We start from the raw sequence: 17,804 nt of genomic DNA, 5'->3' as shown, positions 1-17,804 counted from the left end.
CTGGGAACGGCGGGTCCGGGATCTCAGCCGTCGTCGGCCCGTCCGTATTCCCGGTCCCACAACTCGTGCATTTCCGCGTCCTTACGGATGTTCTCGACAGTCTTCTGTTGCGACGGTTTCCGGTGCTGCCAGTCCCTCGGGTTCAGCGTCTGCCGTCCGCTGTCCAGCAATAACAGGGTGCGTTCTGTCAGGGCTTCGCTGCGCAGCGAGAAATCAGTTTTCCGGCGGCGCAGGACTTCCTGCAGCGCCCCCCGCGCTGCATAGAGCCGCCCGAGCCGGCGCAGCGAACGGACCCGCACGAGCAGAAGCGCCGCCGAGAGGTCGTCGCCGTTGAGCAGGCCTTCGGTGTCGGCGACCACCTCGGCGTCCCGCCCCAGCTCTGCTGCAATCGAACAACGCGACAAAGCCATCGGCAACGACGGCGGCAGTCCGGCCAGCGTCGTCAGGGCCGCCTCCGCCTGACCGGTCTCCCGCAACGAGTGAGCCAGCGCCAGAAATATGGCTTCGTCTCCGAACAGCACGGGAACCTCGATCCGCTCCGCCACCCATACCCGGGTGACAACACCGGACAGGTACTCGGCGGCATAGCGGTGGGCATCGTCGTCGTTCCTGATAGACAGGCCACGCTGCAACAGCACGGACGCGCGCAGGTGCTCCTGGTGCGTGTAGGCCAGCAGGCCGGCCATAACGTAGCAGAGGCCGGCCCAGCCCGGGGATGCCCGCGCCAGCGCGATCAGCCGGTCCGGGTCGGTGCTGCCGAAGATGGCGGCATGCACCGCTTTGGCAGTCTTTCCCGGCGTCCTCCCGGCCACTTTCCCAAGCCTCGGCGGACCGCCCTCCGCAAAGAGCGTGCCGCGGATCCGCGCGCCCAGAATTTCCGAGACCAGTCCACCCACCCCTTCGGCGGCATCGCGTACCGGCGTCCGCACCACGGTCTTGCGGAAGGGCGTCAGGTCGCGGGTGTCGCGGTACGGGACAGAGGGTTTTGGTACGGATGGAGGTCCGGCGCTCATCCATCCATGCTAGATGCTGATGGAGCACAGTGGCCGAACGCCCGGGACGGACGGGCTAAGTGGCCGCCGCCACCCACAGTCCGATCAACCAGGTGCTGGCGGCGAGGCAGGCGAGTCCGAATTCGGCGATTATGCCAAGCCCGGTAGCTTTCAGCGCTGCCCAGCTGGACGCCAGCGCCTTCCGCACGGCGCGGGTACGCCAGAGTTCGCTCAACAGAAGTCCTGCGGCAAACCCCACGAACAGTCCAACGACGGGGAGAACAAACATCCCGGCCACCCCCAGGACGAGCCCTGCCAGAACGGAGCGGCCTGGGATGCTGTGCTGCTTAAGTTTTCGGCCGGTCAGGACCGCGCCGGCGGCCATTCCGGCGAGAACGAAGACCAGGCCAATCCCGAACACCACCCAACCGGTTGTTCCGGCACCGCCCCACAGCGCCCAGACCAGCAGGCTCAGCCCGATCAGAATACTGCCAGGGAGGACGGGGATGACGGTCCCCGCCACGCCCACCACAATGGCCACGCCGCAAATCACCGTCACGACGGTCTCGGAATTCATGACCCCAGTCTAGGACCGGCGACCGGAAGCCCGGCGCCCTGGCCCAGATCGGCTACGCGGTCCCGCCTGTCCGTGCCAGTAATGAGCAGGCCCTCTTCAGGTCCTCTTCCGCCTCGAAGAGGGAAAGCCGGCGGCAACGGACCGCCTGGACCAGCCCGGTGACGGCCAGCAACACAACGCGGGACACCGCGGCATCGCCGCTTGCCGCCGTGACGGCTTTCTCGGCCGCGGCATCAATCTCACGGAGCAGCTTCGTGGTGTCCGCATCCTTGATGTACACGGCCCGGGTCAGGCACTGCTCTACGGCCGGCTGCATGAGGCGCATATGGAAGATCTCCATGGCAACGCCGGTCAGCGCATGGGCCGGAGCCTTGCCCGCGGCGGAAAGACTTCCTTCGTGCAGGTCCCCAAGTTGTTTGCGGTAAAGGGCCAGCATGAGCTGGGGTGCGGACGGGAAATACCGGTAGAGGGTACCCAACGGAACATCCGCTTTGGCTGCCACCTCAGAAAGCACCACTGAGTCGAGCCCCTTGCGGGCGACTCCCGCGGCAACCTCGAGGATCCGCAGGTAGCGCAGCCGCTGCCGGGGGAGGGTGGGGGCGGGGGCCATCGGTGGAAGGTCTGAATGGAATTCTTTCATCAGCGGCGTTCCGGGGGTAGTTTTTTCTGGGCGGCCAAGAGAAATCCTGCTCGGCACTCCGGGTGGCAATTCCAGTCCACTATACGTCAGGCGGCCGGCCGGCCGCGGAGTAATTCCAGGGCTGCGGCGGCACAGTACTGTCTACTGTGAACGTCCGGACCAAACACGCCGCACTCATTCATTCCTTGGGGGGAATACATCTTGTTGTCACCCGCACCAGCCCGCATTGCCCGCGCCCGGGCGATTAGCCTTGTCATCGTCGCCGCCTTCGCCCTCACCGCCTGTACCGCCAACGGAACAGGCGGTGGACCGAGTGCAACGAACAAGGATGCGGGCCTGGCCACCGTGCTTCGCGTAATCGACGGCGATACCTTCGAAGCCGCCGTCGATGGCGAACCGACAACCATCCGCCTTCTTAACGTGGATTCACCCGAAACCAAGGATCCTCAGGTGCCGGTGGAGTGCCTGGGCCCGGAAGCGACGAAAGGCCTCGAAGGGCTCTTGCCTGTCGGCTCGAAGGTCAGGCTTGAGCTGGACGTCGAGCCACTGGACAAATACGGCCGAACCCTGGCTGGCGTCTTCAGCCCGGACGGAACCCTCGTCAACGCAGAGGTCGCCCGGCTCGGGCTCGGAGTTCCGGTGCTGATCGAGCCCAACAAGAAGTTCTATCCACCGGTGGAGGAAGCCTTTGCTGAGTCCCGGACCGCGGGCACCGGCCTGAACTCGGCCGACATCCCGTGTCTTCCGGCGCAGCAGGTAGGCTCGGCAGCGGACGCCATCGAAGCGATCGTGGCCGCGCCACTGTCCGATGCTGCCGCTGACCTCGATCAGCGCCACGCCGGCCTGGTGGCTGCGCTGGCGACGATCAGTGCCCTCAAGTCCGCGGCGACAACGAAGGACCGGGCGCACTGGGCAGCCTATAAACCGGCGCAATTGGCTGTGCTCGTGGATCGGCTGGACGCCGCAGCCTCGTCAGGTGTGGGGCATCAGGACGCCATAGCAGCGAAGAAACAAGAACTCGCGGACGCAGCGGCAGCCGAGGCGTCCCGCCAGGCCGAGGAAGCTGCCCGCCAGGCAACTGCCGCAGCGGCCGCGGCCGCAGAGGCCGAACGTATCCGCAACCTGCCGCCCGTACCTGCCCCTTACGTTCCGCCGGCGTACGTGCCGCCCGCCTACGTGCCCCCTGCCTACGTGCCCCCTGCGGCGCCGAACCCCTACCCCGGATACACAGGGCCACGATGCTACGCTCCCGGCGGCAAGTCGTGGAAGCCCTGCTAGAGAAAGCCCGGGACGTCCGGCAGGCGGCAATCGAATGAAATATCTGGCGCCGGGAATAAACGATCAACTAAGATAGTTACTGAAAGCAACTATCTTCGCTTTTTTCCCTCTTCTTCCTTCTGGAGCAGCCATGTCCAAAACCGCCGCCACGCGAGTCCCCGGAGAGGTCTTGACGCATCGTCAGACCATCACTGTCATGGTGGGCCTTATGCTCGGCATGTTCCTGTCGTCGCTGGACCAGACGATCGTTTCCACCTCGATCTACACCATTGCCAACGACCTTGACGGGCTGTCCCTGCAGGCCTGGGCCACCACGGCGTACCTCATCACCTCCACGGTGACCACCCCGCTGTACGGCAAGCTCAGCGACATCTTCGGCCGCCGCCCGCTCTACCTGGCAGCGATCCTGATCTTCCTGGCCGGTTCGCTCTACGCAGGCTCGGTCCACTCGATGACCGAGCTCGCCATCGCCCGCGGCATCCAGGGCATGGGCGCCGGTGGCCTCCTGGCCCTCGCCCTGACCATCATCGGCGACATCGTGGCACTGAAGGACCGGGCCAAGTACCAGGGCTACTTCATGTCCGTCTTCGGCGTCTCCTCTGTCCTGGGCCCAGTGATCGGTGGCGCTTTCGCCGGTTCCACCAGTATCCTCGGCTTCGACGGCTGGCGCTGGGTCTTTTTCATCAACGTGCCGATCGGCCTCGCCGCCCTGACCGTAGTGTTCCTCTACCTTCACCTGCCGGCGAAGCACGTGAAGCAGAAAATCGACTACTGGGGTGCCGCGGCCATCACTCTGGCAATCGTGCCGCTGCTTCTCGTCGCCGAGCAGGGCCGCAGCTGGGGCTGGACCGCTCCGGCGACCCTGTCCTGCATCGGTCTCGGCATCGTAGGCATCATCGCGTTCCTGCTGGCCGAAAAGCGAGCCGGGGATTACGCGCTGATCCCGCTGCGCCTGTTCCAGAACATCACGTTCGGCCTCTCCTCAATCCTGAACTTCATCATCGGCATCGGCATGTTCGGCGCAATCGCGATGCTCCCGATGTACCTGCAGCTGGTCAAGGGCCTCACCCCCACCGAAGCGGGTCTGATGATGATCACCTTCACCGCGGGCATCCTCACCGGCTCCATTACCGCAGGGCGCACCATCTCGGCGTCGGGAACGTACCGGATCTTCCCCATCATGGGAACGGCCCTCCTGACCGGCGCCGCCGTCGCCATGGGCCTCTCGCTCGGCGCGGATACCGCCCTCTGGGTTCCAGGGCTCATCGCAGTGTTCTTCGGCATGGGCCTGGGTTTTTGCATGCAGCCGCTGACCTTGGCGATGCAGGTCTCCGTCCCGGCCAAGGACATGGGCGTCGGCACATCCTCCGCCGCGTTTTTCCGTTCCATGGGCGGGGCGGTGGGCACGGCCGTGTTCATCTCCATGCTGTTCAGCCTGGCGGCCAGCAAGATCGCCGACGGCATAAAATCGGCCATGTCCAGCGCCGAGTACCTCAGCGTCCTCAAGGACCCGGCGGTGGCCTCCGATCCCGCGAACGCCAAACTGTATGAGTTCTTCAACAATGGTGCCAGCAATGACTCCCTCAACGACACCAGCTGGCTCCATCAGGCCAACCCGGTACTGACCCGCCCCATCATCGAGGGTTTCGCCCAGTCAATCGACGCCGTGATGCTCACCGCGGCGGTACTCACCGGCATCGCGTTCCTGATCAGCTTCGCGTTGCCGAACAAGAAGCTCACGGACCCGAGGGTAGCCGCAAAGCAGACGGGCACCGAGCCCGTTCCGACCCACTAGGGCTTCCGACGCCGACGGCGGGACACGCCGTCGGCGTCGCACGGCACACCGGCGGGCCCGGCCAATGGAGGCAATCCCGTCGCGGAGGCACCAAAAAACCCGACGCCGTTACTGCCGGCGTCGGGCTTTGTGGTGGTTCAGTTGTCAGCTCAGGATTCGGTCTGCCGCTCCTGGACCAGGCTCCGCACGGCCGGGAAGAGCGGATGTTCCGCCGCCAGGCCAGTAATCTTCGCCGTGGCCTCTTCCGCGCTGGATTCGGCCAGGATCTTGCCGAGCTCAACGGCCTCTGCGTCTGCCGGATCGTTGAAGCGCAGCGCGGCGGCCATGGCGCCCAGCAGCGCCTCCGGGACAATTCCCCGCTCAGCCAGCTCAGCGGCAGGGCCGATGAACCGCTCGTTCCGGCTCAGCTTGCGCAGCGGGGCGCGCCCCACCCGGTTCACCGTGTCCGGCAGGTGCGGATTCGTGAAGCGGCCAAGGATCTTCTGCACATACGCTTCCTGCTCGTCCCGGTTGAAGCCATGCTTCGCGACCAGCAGTTCCTTGGTTTCGTCCAGGACAGCGCGCACATCGGCGGCGACATCCTGATCGGCCATGGCATCGGAAATCTTCTCCAGCCCGGCCTCGAAACCGAAGTAGGCCGCCGAGGCGTGCCCCGTATTGACCGTGAACAGCTTGCGCTCAATGTACGGCCCCAGCTCGTCCACGAAGGTCGCGCCCGGGATAACCGGTGCATGGCCCGCGAACGGAGTGCGGTCGATGACCCACTCATAGAAGGTCTCCACGGTCACGTCGAGCCCCTGTCCCGGCGCCTGGTTGGGCACAATCCGGTCCACTGCCGTGTTGGCAAACACGGCCGCCCCGGCAAGGGAACCAACGGCCGTATCCCAACGGCCCTCCACTTCGGCCCTGAGGAGGTCCGTCGCGTTGATGGCGTTTTCACACGCCATCACCTGCAGCGGCGGCAGACCCGCCGCCCGGGCGGCGATGCCCCGGGCGATGACGGGCGCCACGAACTTCAGGATGTGCGGCCCGACCGCGGTGGTGACGATGTCCGCCGTCGCGATCTCCGCAACGACATCCGCCTCCTGGCTACCGGAGTTCAGGGCCCGGAAATTGTCAACCGTGCGCACGGCGGGCTGCTCGCCCACCTCGTGGACCTGGTAGCTGTCCGCGGCGGCGAGCTGGTCGATGAGCTCCGACGCGACGTCGGCGAACACCACCTCATAGCCAGCTTCGTGCAGCAGCAGGCCCACGAATCCACGCCCGATGTTTCCGGCCCCAAAGTGGACTGCCTTCACTATGAATTCACCTTTCCGAAGAGATCCAGGACTTCCTCGACGGTGGTTGCCGCCTCAAGCTGGGCGACCTGTTCCTTGCTGGTGAACACCTTGGCGATGGAGGACAGGATGTGCAGGTGTTCGTTGTTGATGCCGGCGACGCCAACAACGAACTTGACCTCCTTGCCGTTCCAGTCGATGCCCTGGGGGTAACGGATCACGGAGACTGCGGACTTCAGGATGTGGTCCTTGGCCGCGTTGGTGCCGTGCGGGATCGCGAGGTAGCTGCCCATGTACGTTGACACGGATTCCTCCCGCTCGTGCATGGCGTCCAGGTACCCGGAGTCGACGGCGCCGCGGTCCAGCAGGAGCTGGCCGGCCTCATCGATCGCCTGGTCCCGCGTGGTTGCGGTGCCGTTCAGGACAACGCTCTCGGCCACGAGGATGCCGGCGGGGGCCGCCGTCAGCGTCAGCTGCCGGGGCCACGTGCGCGCCACCGGTTGCCGGTTCAGTCGCAGCCGCCGCGCCGGCGGCCGGAGCCGATTCTTGCGCACCAGCGGTGTTGCTGTGCTGGACGAGCTCCACCACTTCGTCGTAGCGCGGGCTGCTCATGAAGTTGTCCACCGAGTAGTGCAGTGCCTGGCTCGTCAGGGGTTTGGCCCTTTCGGTCAGATCCTGATGAGTGATCACAACGTCATACGTGTCGGTGAGGCTGGCGATCGCAGAGTTGGTGACCTTGACGTCCGGGAATCCGGCCGCCTTGATCTTGTTGCGCAGAACCGTTGCGCCCATGGCGCTGGAACCCATGCCGGCGTCGCAGGCAAACACAATGTTGCGGATCGGGCCGGCCATAACAGCCACCCCGCCGCCGCCGACCAGGGCGGAGGAAACGGAGCTCTTCTTGCCCTTCATTCCTTCCATCTTGGCGGTTGCCTCGTGGAGTTCGTCCTCACTCGAGACCTTGCCCGTCTTGAGGATCACCGACGCGACCAGGAAGGACACGGTTGTTGCCAGCAGGACGGAGAGGATGACACCGAGGTAGCTGTCCCGGCTGGTCTGGGCGAGTACAGCAATGATGGATCCCGGAGCTGCCGGAGCCACGAGGCCTGCGTTGGTGACGGCCAGCGTCGCGACTCCAGTCATACCGCCCGCGATCGCCGCGAGGATCAGCAGCGGGCGCATCAGTACGTACGGGAAGTAGATTTCGTGGATGCCACCGAAGAAGTGGATGATGGCGGCACCGGGGGCAGAACCCTTGGCGATGCCACGGCCGAAGAACATGTAGGCGAGCAGGATGCCCAGGCCCGGGCCGGGATTGGCCTCGAGGAGAAACAGGATGGACTTGCCCTGCTCCAGCGACTGCTGGACGCCCAGCGGGGTGAGAACGCCGTGGTTGATGGCGTTGTTCAGGAAGAGCACCTTGGCCGGTTCGATAAAGATGCTGGTCAGCGGCAGGAGGCCGTTGCTGACGAGGAACTGGACCACGTTTCCGGCGCCCGTGCTGAAAGCCGAGACCAGCGGCGAGATGCCGTAGAAGCCGAGCATTGCCAGCAGTGAGCCCCAGATGCCGGCGGAGAAGTTGTTCACCAGCATTTCGAAACCGGGGCGGATCTTGCCGTCCCAGATGGCGTCGATCTTCTTCATGGTCCAGCCGCCGAGCGGGCCCATGATCATGGCACCGATGAACATCGGGATGCCGGCTCCGACAATCACGCCCATGGTGCCGATGGCACCAAGAACGCCACCTCGGACGTCATACACCATCTTGCCGCCGGTGTAGCCGATCAACAGGGGCAGCAAGTAGATGATCATGGGGCCTACGAGGCCGACGTTCGGATCTCCGGCGTCGTTGGTGCCGAAGCCGCCCAGCGCCGCGACCGGGAACCAGCCCTTCTCAATAAAGAGTGCTGTGATGATGCCCCAGGCGATGAACGCGCCGATGTTGGGCATGATCATGCCGGACAGGAACGTCCCGAATTTCTGCACATGAACGCGTGCACTCGTGCGGGGTTTTGCAACTGTATCTGTTGCCATGTGATTTCCTAAACGTCACTCCTGCGCCAGCGCAGGATGGGTGTATGTGGCGCGGATCAGTTATTGGTGCTGGTGGAGATCCGGTGGAGCCATTCGAGGAAGAGCTTAAGTTCGGAGCTGGAGAGCTGGTCCGATTCTGAGGACTGGAGCGCCGCATTCAGGGCGATCGCGGCCACTACAACGGAGGACTCGCCGGAGGATTCTGCCCCCGACGCCTTGGCCTTGTCTGTGGAGACAGCCAGGACCATGGCGTCGCGCGTCATCGCGGACAACTCAAGGTTGCGTTCGGCCGCCCGCTCGGATATCAGCATGAGCGTGACGCCCACGGTAGCGGCCAGAATGCTTCTGGCGGCTTCGCGCGGTGGCACATTCAAGTGACCAATAACGGCGGCCTTGTTCAGCAGTTCTTCCATCAGCGCTTCGGCATCAGCGATGACAGAGGGGCGGCTTTCAGGACGGATGTTGCCGAACATAACAAGGTAGAGCTCGGGATTAGCGAGCCCGAAGTGCACATGGTTGTCCCACATGCGCCGGATGTCCTCCATAGGCCGTCCGGACGGGGCGAAATCACGTTCGCCCGCAACATAGGCTCTGAAACCTTCAGCAATGACTGCGTCAAAGAGCCCTTCTTTGTCACCGAAGTGGTGATACAGGGTCGGGGCCGTGACGCCCGCCGCCTGTGTTATCTGCCGGGTGGAGATTGGTCCGCCGGCCGATGCAGCGAGTAATCCGGCAGCAGCCTGCAGTAGCCGCGTCTTTGCCGGTAACTCGCCATTCGCGCTCATAACCGCTAGCCTAGCACCTATAGCAGCGCTATATGAAGTGGATCACATACACTTTTTAGAAACGCAAAATTATCGAAGCATTACCAGCGCCAGGCAGTTGCTCCCAGCCCCGTGTATCGATGGGCACGGCAGCCGGCAGAAAATGAGGACCTTCAGTGCAGAATTTCCCAGGAGTAGGCGTCAGCCCCGGCCGGATCATCGGCACCATTCGCCAGATGCCCAAACCAATCAGCGAGCCTCCCGCCGGCGAGGTCCTGCCTGACGGCGTTACGGCCGAGGAGGCCACCGCGGCGATGAAAGTGGCCGCCAAAGCCGTCCACGACGAGCTCAAGGCCCGGTCCGAGACGGTCAGCGGCGACGGAAAAGCCGTGCTGGAGGCGACGGCCCTCATGGCCACCGACACCATGCTGCTGAAGGCGGCCGCCAAGCTGATCGGCCGCGGCACGTCCAGCCAGCGTGCCATCTGGGAAGCCGGCGGATCCGTCGCCGAAATGCTGCACAATCTGGGCGGGTACATGGCCGAGCGCGCCACGGACGTCCTGGATGTGCGGGCCCGGATTGTGGCGGCACTGCGCGGCGTTGCAGCCCCCGGCATCCCCGCCTCTGACACCCCGTTCATCCTCGTCGCCGAGGACCTGGCCCCGGCGGACACCGCGACCCTGGACCCGGAAAAAATCCTCGCCCTTGTCACGGCCGGCGGCGGCCCGCAGTCACACACCGCCATCATCGCCCGCTCGCTGGGCCTGCCGGCCGTGGTGGCCGCGGCCGGCGTCGACGAACTCGCCGATGGCACCGAAGTTTACGTCGACGGTGCCGCCGGCAGCATCATCGCTGGGCCCGGGGAGTCCGAACACGCCGCCGCTGCCCAGTGGGCCGCGACCGCGTCGCTGCTGTCCGAATTCGATGGCAACGGCGCGACGGCGGACGGCCACCTCGTTCCGCTCCTCTCCAACGTGGGCGGCGCCAAGGATGCCGTTGCCGCCGCGGCGCTCAATGCCCAGGGCGTCGGGTTGTTCCGGACCGAGTTCTGCTTCCTGGAGCGGGAGACCGAGCCCACGGTGGAGGAACAGGCCGCCGCGTACAAGGGAGTTTTCGACGCTTTTCCGGGGAAGAAAGTGGTACTGCGCACCCTCGACGCCGGAGCTGACAAACCACTGCCCTTCCTGACCGACGCCACCGAGCCCAACCCGGCCCTGGGTGTGCGCGGTTACCGTACGGACACCACGACGCCCGGCGTGCTTGCGCGCCAACTGCAGGCCATTGCCCAGGCCGAACAGGCATCGGAGGCGGACGTCTGGGTTATGGCACCGATGATTTCCACCGCGGAGGAGGCTGCCCGCTTCGCCGGGATGTGCGCGGAGGCCGGGATCAAGACTCCTGGCGTGATGGTCGAGGTCCCCTCGGCCGCCCTGACCGCTGAGTCCATCCTGCGGGAAGTCGGTTTTGCCAGCCTCGGCACCAACGACCTCACCCAGTACGCCATGGCCGCAGACCGCCAGCTCGGCCCCCTCGCGGCACTGAACTCCCCCTGGCAGCCGGCCGTGCTCCGTCTTGTCGGCCTCACCGTTGAAGGCTCGGCAGCTGAAGGTCACAACAAGCCGGTGGGCGTCTGCGGCGAGGCGGCCGCAGATCCGGCCCTCGCCGTCGTCCTCACCGGCCTGGGTGTCACCACCCTGTCCATGACGGCCCGTTCAATCGCGGCCGTGGCCGCCGTGCTGAAGACCGTGACCCTTGAGGAAGCGCAGGAGCTGGCCAAGCTGGCGCTCTCCGCCCCCAGCGCCGCCGAAGCCCGCGCACTCGTGCGGGCAAAGCTTCCGGTCCTCGAGGAACTCGGCCTGTGACAGTGCGCTTCACCGCGGGCCCAGGGGCAGCTCTCCGTTAGGATGCACCCATGACCCTCATAGCACCCCGGGTGACGGCCGGCCTCCCCGCCGACGACGCGCAAAAGCTCCGCTATGCCCTCGGCGGCAGCAGTGACATCACCGTCTTCGTCGACGGCACGGTGCATCGGCTCCCGCCGCAGGCGAGGGACGCCGTCGTCGATCTGCTGGGCCGTTTCAGCCGGGGCGAAGCGGTCACGGTCAGCAGCGTCGAGGAAATGCTGACCACTTCCAAGGCAGCCGAGCTGGCCGGTATCTCGCACACGTACCTGCGGAACCTGACCGACCGGGGCGAGATCCCGGTGGAATACCGCGGAACGCACCGGCGGATCCGGCTCGCCGATATCACGGCGTGGCTGGCGACGCAGAGGAAGAACAATACTGCGGGCAGCGCCGCGGCACATCTGGATGACGATGCTCCGGGTCCTTCGTGAAGCAGTGATAAGGATCAAGCAACGATCCCGGTGGCGCACGGAAAGGCGCCTGCGCCGGGCGTTAGGCTTGAATTGTGGGTAATTTCAGGGGATGGCACATCATGGCGGGCATTGCCGCCATGGTTCTCGCCGGTGTCCTTGGGACCACGCTTGGGCTGAACGACACGGCGACGTTTATGGCCAGTTGCGTGGCGTTTGTGGCCGTGGCCCTGTGGACGGACAGCCGACTGGCCCGCCGGCGCCGAAAGGCGGCCCGGGCCAAGGCGGACAAGGCGGCCAGCCCGACGGACCCGGATTTTTCCCTGGACCCCGAGTCGCCCAAACGCGAAGGCCGCGCCGGCTAGATCCGCGGCCGCCCGGCCCAGCGGCGCGCCTTGAGTGCAGCATGCAGTTCAAGCCGCACCGTCCCCTTGAGCGGATCCACGCCGAGCAACTGGCGGATCCGCCCCAGCCGGTTGTAGATGCTGCTTCGGTGCAGGTGCAGCCGGGCTGCCACTTCCTGGACCGAACCGTCGTTGTCGTAAAACAGTTCCAGCACTGAGAGCAGCTCGTTGTTCCGATCGTGGTCCTCCAGGACACGGAAGTACACGGAACCCGAGTCCGCCCAGGCCGCGGCACCGCCGCCAGCCGAGGCCAGGACCTGGTAGACGCCGGTGGCGCGGCAATCGACGAGTTCGCCCAGGCGTGGATCCACCGCTGCGGCCCTGGGCGGCCTGGCGCGACTGCCGGTAGGCTTCGGCCAGCTCCCGGGGCTTGGCGAAACCCTCGCTCGCGCCGAGAATGATCCGGTGGACCGGCCTGCCGGAGCGTTTGGCCAGTTCGAGCTGATAGTGGACCAGCACCTGGGCATGGTCGGCGCGGCCGGTTGATTCGCGGAAGAGCACAACAGCGTGGGTTTCAGTGCCGGCACTGAAAAGGGCCGCATCCACCCCGATGGTCGCCTGGAGCGCGGCTGAGCGGTGGATGAGGGTGGCCGCTAACGGGTCTGCTCCTTCAGCCCAGCCGTCGGCGTCCAGGACCGTCACGAGCAGCCACGGTCCGCGGCCCTGGATTTCCTTCCAGCCGGCCACGGCAGCCAGCGCGTTCATGTCCCCGGCGCAGGCCGCCATAAAGTCCTGCTCCCGGCGGCGGCGGAACTCTGATTCCGCAGTGTTGGACTCCAGCAGCAGGGTCGAGAGCTGCTCCAGCTCGCTGGCGACGTCGGGCAGTCCCGCGAGGACCGGCGCCGCCCCGGGGTCATCCAGGTCGAGCTGAACCCACAGGTAGCCCACCCGGAAGCCCCGCACCATCAGCGGCACGCAGACGCGCCCCAGCATCCCGAGTTCGTCGTTGGCAGGGACGACGACGGGACGCACCGCCGTCCCGATCCCGTGGGACAACTGCCAGGCAGTGACATCGGCCGGCACCCGCTTGCTGAGCAGGAAATTCACCCGCACCCTGTCCGCGTGCGACTGGTTGGAGCTATAGGCGAGCAGAAGCCCGTCGAGATCTTCGAGTGAAAGGCCGCGTCCGAGCCTGAGTGCCACGCGCTCCACGAGCTGTTCGACGTCCTGCTGGTGCATGTTGCCAGACTACTCTGCCCTGCCGTCCGCCCCGCGAACCCGGGGCAGACCTACAGCAGGCGACACTTGACGCTTCCAGGCTCGACAAATGTCGAACCTAAATTGACAAAAAGCCCGGAAACTCAAGAGTTTGGGAGCGGGCCCAGCGAGGCATCCTGTAGCCCCCGTCACAGCGGGACCTATTCTGGAGAGTAGAAAAGCCAGCCCGATCAGGCCCATGAGGCCGCCACCACTGGAGTCAAAAATGATTATCGGTATCCCCAAAGAGATCAAGAACAACGAATTCCGCGTCGCCATTACGGCCGCCGGAGTCCACGAATTCCGCACTCACGGGCACACCGTGCTGGTCGAACGCGGCGCGGGCCTCGGCTCCGGGATCACGGACGAGGAATACGCGATTGCCGGTGCCGAGATTGTGGCCGACGCCGACGACGTGTGGGCCCGGGCCGAGATGGTCATGAAGGTCAAGGAACCGATCAAGGCCGAATATCACCGCTTCCGCAAGGGCCTGATCCTCTTCACCTACCTGCACTTGGCTGCCGAGCCGGAACTGACCCGGGCACTGATCAATGCCGGCGTCACCGCCATCGCCTACGAGACGGTCCAGGAAGGCCGCACTCTGCCGCTGCTGGCTCCGATGTCCGAGGTTGCCGGCCGGTTGTCCGTCCAGGTCGGTGCGACTTCCCTGATGGCCCCGGCCGGCGGCAAGGGCGTTCTGCTCGGCGGCGTCCCGGGCGTCCGCCCGGCCAAGGTCGTGGTGCTCGGCGCCGGGGTCGCCGGAACCAACGCCGCTGCCATGGCCCTGGGCCTCGGCGCCGACGTCACGATCCTGGACATCAACATCAACCGCCTCCGCGAACTCGACGCGCAGTACCAGGGCCGGCTCAAGACGGTTGCCTCCAACTCCTATGAGATCGAGAAGTCCGTGGTCGACGCCGACCTTGTGATCGGTTCCGTGCTGATTCCGGGCGCCAAGGCCCCGAAGCTGGTCACCAACGAACTCGTCTCCCGGATGAAGCCCGGTTCCGTGCTGGTGGACATCGCGGTGGACCAGGGCGGCTGCTTCGAGGACACCCACCCGACCACACACCAGGAGCCGACGTACAGGGTCCACAACACGATCTTCTACTGCGTTGCCAACATGCCCGGCGCGGTCCCGAACACCTCGACCTACGCGCTGACCAACGTCACGCTGCGCTACGCCGTGGCCTTGGCCAACCTGGGTATCAAGGCGGCCTTCGAGCGCGACGCCACCCTCGCGGCCGGCCTCAACATCGCTGCCGGCCAGGTCGCCCACCGCTCCGTCTCCGAGGCGCACGACCTGCCGCTCGTGGCGGACTGGCACGAGCTCGTCCCGGCCTAAGCAAAGATAAACCCGCTGGTCGACAGGCTGACGTCAGCGGTTTGGGCAACGGCAGTTATCCGGAAGCGTGCGGCCAAGCGAGCACGCGGAGGATTGCTGCCGTTGCCCGTTTAATTCGCGAGTTTCCTGGCCTGCTCGATCAGCCGCAGCACAGCAACCGGCCCCGCCGGGTCCACCGGGGCGGGCAGCCCCGAGCCGGCGCCACCGTCATTGATCTTCTCTGCGAGGATCCGGTAGAACTCCGGGTACGCGCCGCGTTCGGTGGGCAGCCGGTCTCCATGGCCGTCCCGGCCCAGAAGCCCTGCCCAGGCCGGGTCCTCCAGACCGTAGTCAGCGTCCAGCGGGCTGCCCCCGGCGGCAATGTAGGGCTCCTGCGGGTCCACGCCATGCTTGGTGAATCCGCCCTCGCTGCCCAGCAACCGGTAGCGCGGTCCCTGCTGGGCGCAGAGCATGTTCATCCAGAGGTGGCTGGTCACCCCTGAGTCGTGGCGCAAAGCCAGGAACACGTCGTCGTCGACTTTGGCCCCGGGCCGCCGCGTGTCCAGTTCGGCGTGTGTGACCGTGGCCGGGCCGAAAAGCTGGAGGGACTGGTCCAGCAGGTGGGTACCCAGGTCGAAGAGGACGCCCCCGCCGTCGTGCACGGTCGCGTTGGCTTTCCAGGCCTTGACCACTGTTGGCGCCCACCGTTCGAAGCGCGATTCAAACCGTGTCACGGTACCCAGTGCAGCGGAGGCGAGAAGGGACTGCACGGTGCGGAAGTCCCCGTCCCAGCGCCGGTTCTGGAACACCGTCAGGACGCGTCCCAGCCGGGCAGCCAAAGCAATCAACTCCTCGCCTTCGGCACTGCGAACCGTGAAGGGTTTGTCCACGACGACGTCGAGACCGGCTTCCAGCGCGGCCTTCGCGAGCGGATAGTGGGTAGCCGGCGGCGTCCCCAACACCAGCAGGTCCACCTCATCGGCCCGCTCCAGGATCTCCGCCGGAGTGTCCACGATCCGGGCCTCCGGATACCGGGTTGCGGCCGCGGACTTTCGGGTCGGATCAGAGGTGGCAACCAAATCGAACGAATACGCTGGGTTCGCAGCCAGCAGCGGGGCATGAAAAACGCTGCCGGACAGGCCGAAACCGGCGACGGCGGTCCGGATAGCACCACGGGATTCAGAAGTCATGGCTCCTACGCTACCCCCGGACCCACCCTGGCAAACCGACCCTCCCCCACATCCTGCAGGGCTAAAGCCGATCCTTCCCCACATCCTGCAGGGTTTGAACCGATCCTTCCCCACATCCTGCAGCTATTTCCTGAACGCTTCCGCACCGGATGTGAGGGGGCACCGCCCTCAACACTTCAAAACGTGGGGAAGGGTCCGGGGGAAACCCGCGAAAGGTGGGGACGCGTCGCTGGGGACGGCAAAGGCCGGCACCCCCACGGTACGGGGGAGCCGGCCTTCTGCCGTTTGGCGGGAGGCGTTACTTCTTTTCCCACCCGAGGGTGGTCCAGTCCGGAACCTGGGACAGGCTCTTGAACAGCGACGGGCCGTAGTTGGCCAGACCGGTGCGGACGAAGGAGATCTGCGGGCCGTTCATCACGACGCCCATCGAGAAGTACTTAGCCATGTGCTTCTTTTCGACGTCCATGGCCGCCTTGTTGCGTTCGGCGTCGTCGGAAATCGTGGTGAGCTTCTTGATTTCTGCGTCGAGCTCCGCGTCGCCGAGCTCGTTCTCGTTGGTGGTGGAGTCATAGAACTGCTTCACGGCCTCGGTGGCGTCCGGTCCGACGGTGTAGCCGGAGACGCTCAGGAAGAAGTCGCGGCCGCCCAGGACCTTGCCGAAGTCGGCCGAGGCGCGCTGGTCGATTCCAACGTCCATACCGCCGGCCTGAAGCTGCTTCTGCAGCGTCTGGGTGAAGGCCAGGGTGGTGGGATCGTCACCGAAGTTGGTGATCGAGAAGGCCGCCGGAACGCCGTCCTTTTCCATAAAGCCGGCCGCGTTCGGCGCGTAGCCTGCGTCGGTGAGGACCTTTTTGGCAGCGTCCGCTCCGGTCTCGGTGACGGGGTAGTTGTCCTGGTAGTACTTGGAGAACGGCAGCAGCATCATCGATCCGGAGCTGGTTTCTTCCCAGTTCAGGCCGTTGAAACGGACGTTGCGCAGGGCCTCACGGTCGACGGCGGTGAAGATTGCCTTGCGGATGGCGACGTCGGTCAGCGGAGCCTTCTGGGCGTTGATGTTCAGGCCGCCGGCGAAGAGCCGCTGGCCGCGGCGCACCTCGGAGTTCTTGGTGCCGTCCAGCTGCTTGTACGGGGTGATCGTGTTGGCGCTGACGCCGTCAATTTCACCGTTCTTGAACGCTGCGATCGCGGCGCTGCTTTCCAGCTGACGGAAGATGACCTTATCCAGGACCGGCTTGGTACCCCACCATTTTTCGTTCGGGGCCAGGGTAACGGTCTTGGCGGCGGAGTCGTACTGGTCCAGCTTGAACGGGCCGGCCATCCACTCCGGGTGCATGTCTCCGGTGAACCCGGTGTTGAAGAGCTCCGGGGTGTTGACCTTGGGGTGCACGAGGCCCGTGAAGAGGGCATCGAGCGGGTAGACCGGCTGACTGGTGGTGACGACGACTTCCTTGTCGTTGGCGCCAGCCTTGACCGAATCGACGAACTCGTACGCGCCGGAGCTGACGATGTCGATGTCCGGGTTCTCACCCTTGAGCATGTTCCAGGTGTTTTCGAAGGTCTTGACATCGATCGGCGTGCCATCGTTATACGAGGCCTTGTCATTGACCTTGATGGTGATGGTCTGCTTGCCGTCCTTGACGTCGCTCGTGAACTCCTCGCAGAAGTCCTTGTTGACGCTCGCCGTACCGTCGAAGTCGTAGGTCCAGCAGCCCCAGGTGCCGGCGCCGTCGATCGGGCGGTGCAGGGCGGTGTTGTCCGCGCTGTTGCCGTCGTTGGAGAACCCGTTGAAGTTCGGTCCGATGTTGCCCAGCGGAAGCGTCACGGTGCCGCCGGGCTCAAGGTCCTTGGCGTCCTTGGCATTGATGCTGACGAGCTGGGCGAGATCACTTCCCGCATCCTGGCCTTTGCCGGCTTCGGGGCCGGAAGCCGCGCCGCCGCCGCCGCACGCGGTGAGCGTCAGTGCCGCCACGGCGGCGGTAACGCCGCCGATCCTGGTCAGATTCTTCATGGGTGTTCCC

Annotated in this window: 13 protein-coding genes and 2 pseudogenes; 6 read left to right on the top strand and 9 right to left on the bottom strand. The window is 65.4% G+C overall.

Translation table 11 applies throughout. From position 1 onward, the window contains the following. Nucleotides 1–23 precede the first annotated feature (23 nt). The 3 genes from KY499_RS12385 to KY499_RS12375 are packed head-to-tail and all read right to left on the bottom strand — an operon-like array spanning nucleotide 24 to nucleotide 2,179. Complete coding sequence (locus KY499_RS12385) at nucleotides 24–1,013, bottom strand: hypothetical protein (protein ID WP_123253843.1); 990 nt, start codon at nucleotides 1,011–1,013, stop codon at nucleotides 24–26. A gap of 55 nt (nucleotides 1,014–1,068) precedes the next feature. Beyond that, on the bottom strand, nucleotides 1,069–1,569 hold the full coding sequence (locus tag KY499_RS12380) for a DUF456 domain-containing protein (protein WP_219885505.1): 501 nt from the start codon (nucleotides 1,567–1,569) through the stop codon (nucleotides 1,069–1,071). 52 nt (nucleotides 1,570–1,621) lie between these two features. After that, a complete protein-coding gene (locus tag KY499_RS12375; RefSeq protein WP_258190758.1) occupies nucleotides 1,622–2,179 on the bottom strand; it encodes a TetR/AcrR family transcriptional regulator in 558 nt (185 codons plus the stop codon). Between the two features lie 231 nt (nucleotides 2,180–2,410). Between KY499_RS12375 and KY499_RS12370 the strand changes: the two genes are divergently transcribed. Together KY499_RS12370 and KY499_RS12365 are read left to right on the top strand one after the other, a co-directional pair. After that, nucleotides 2,411–3,487 carry a thermonuclease family protein gene (locus KY499_RS12370; protein ID WP_219885504.1) on the top strand — a complete coding sequence of 359 codons (1,077 nt, stop codon included), beginning with the start codon at nucleotides 2,411–2,413 and terminating at the stop codon, nucleotides 3,485–3,487. Nucleotides 3,488–3,617: 130 nt separating this feature from the next. Beyond that, on the top strand, nucleotides 3,618–5,282 hold the full coding sequence (locus KY499_RS12365; RefSeq protein ID WP_123253847.1) for an MDR family MFS transporter: 1,665 nt from the start codon (nucleotides 3,618–3,620) through the stop codon (nucleotides 5,280–5,282). Nucleotides 5,283–5,431: 149 nt separating this feature from the next. Here the strand turns inward: KY499_RS12365 and KY499_RS12360 are convergent, their stop codons facing one another. The 3 genes and pseudogenes from KY499_RS12360 to KY499_RS12350 all read right to left on the bottom strand — a co-directional run bounded on the left by KY499_RS12360 (nucleotide 5,432) and on the right by KY499_RS12350 (nucleotide 9,378). Further along, nucleotides 5,432–6,580 (bottom strand): mannitol-1-phosphate 5-dehydrogenase, encoded by a 1,149-nt coding sequence (locus tag KY499_RS12360; RefSeq protein WP_123253848.1) that lies wholly within the window; start codon nucleotides 6,578–6,580, stop codon nucleotides 5,432–5,434. Next, a pseudogene (locus KY499_RS12355) lies at nucleotides 6,580–8,593 on the bottom strand (PTS mannitol transporter subunit IICBA). Before KY499_RS12355 ends, KY499_RS12360 begins: the two are co-directional and overlap by 1 nt. A gap of 56 nt (nucleotides 8,594–8,649) precedes the next feature. Then, on the bottom strand, nucleotides 8,650–9,378 hold the full coding sequence (locus tag KY499_RS12350) for a TetR/AcrR family transcriptional regulator (protein WP_123253850.1): 729 nt from the start codon (nucleotides 9,376–9,378) through the stop codon (nucleotides 8,650–8,652). Between the two features lie 155 nt (nucleotides 9,379–9,533). Between KY499_RS12350 and ptsP the strand changes: the two genes are divergently transcribed. From ptsP to KY499_RS12335, 3 genes are all read left to right on the top strand, one after another. Further along, nucleotides 9,534–11,219, top strand: a complete 1,686-nt coding sequence (gene ptsP, locus KY499_RS12345; protein WP_123253851.1) for a phosphoenolpyruvate--protein phosphotransferase — start codon at nucleotides 9,534–9,536, stop codon at nucleotides 11,217–11,219. A gap of 50 nt (nucleotides 11,220–11,269) precedes the next feature. Continuing rightward, nucleotides 11,270–11,692 (top strand): helix-turn-helix domain-containing protein, encoded by a 423-nt coding sequence (locus KY499_RS12340; RefSeq protein WP_123253852.1) that lies wholly within the window; start codon nucleotides 11,270–11,272, stop codon nucleotides 11,690–11,692. A 74-nt stretch (nucleotides 11,693–11,766) separates the two neighbouring features. After that, a complete protein-coding gene (locus KY499_RS12335; protein WP_183164384.1) occupies nucleotides 11,767–12,036 on the top strand; it encodes a hypothetical protein in 270 nt (89 codons plus the stop codon). Here the strand turns inward: KY499_RS12335 and KY499_RS12330 are convergent. Continuing rightward, nucleotides 12,033–13,254 (bottom strand): annotated as a pseudogene (locus KY499_RS12330) (PucR family transcriptional regulator). The gene KY499_RS12335 and the pseudogene KY499_RS12330 sit on opposite strands and share 4 nt — an antisense overlap. Nucleotides 13,255–13,498: 244 nt before the next feature. Here KY499_RS12330 and ald point away from each other — a divergent pair. Beyond that, entirely contained in the window at nucleotides 13,499–14,617 is a 1,119-nt protein-coding gene (gene ald, locus KY499_RS12325; protein WP_123253854.1) for an alanine dehydrogenase, read from the top strand. 110 nt (nucleotides 14,618–14,727) lie between these two features. On the opposite strand, the gene KY499_RS12320 is transcribed toward ald, so the two are convergent. Continuing rightward, nucleotides 14,728–15,786, bottom strand: a complete 1,059-nt coding sequence (locus KY499_RS12320; RefSeq protein WP_123253855.1) for a Gfo/Idh/MocA family oxidoreductase — start codon at nucleotides 15,784–15,786, stop codon at nucleotides 14,728–14,730. 298 nt (nucleotides 15,787–16,084) lie between these two features. Beyond that, on the bottom strand, nucleotides 16,085–17,794 hold the full coding sequence (locus KY499_RS12315) for an ABC transporter family substrate-binding protein (RefSeq protein WP_123253856.1): 1,710 nt from the start codon (nucleotides 17,792–17,794) through the stop codon (nucleotides 16,085–16,087). Nucleotides 17,795–17,804: the final 10 nt, after the last annotated feature.

Source organism: Arthrobacter sp. PAMC25284, from assembly GCF_019443425.1.
Taxonomy (GTDB): domain Bacteria; phylum Actinomycetota; class Actinomycetes; order Actinomycetales; family Micrococcaceae; genus Arthrobacter; species Arthrobacter oryzae_A.
The sequence above is the reverse complement of the archived record's forward strand: the minus strand, read 5'-3'. Positions and strand labels throughout refer to the sequence as shown.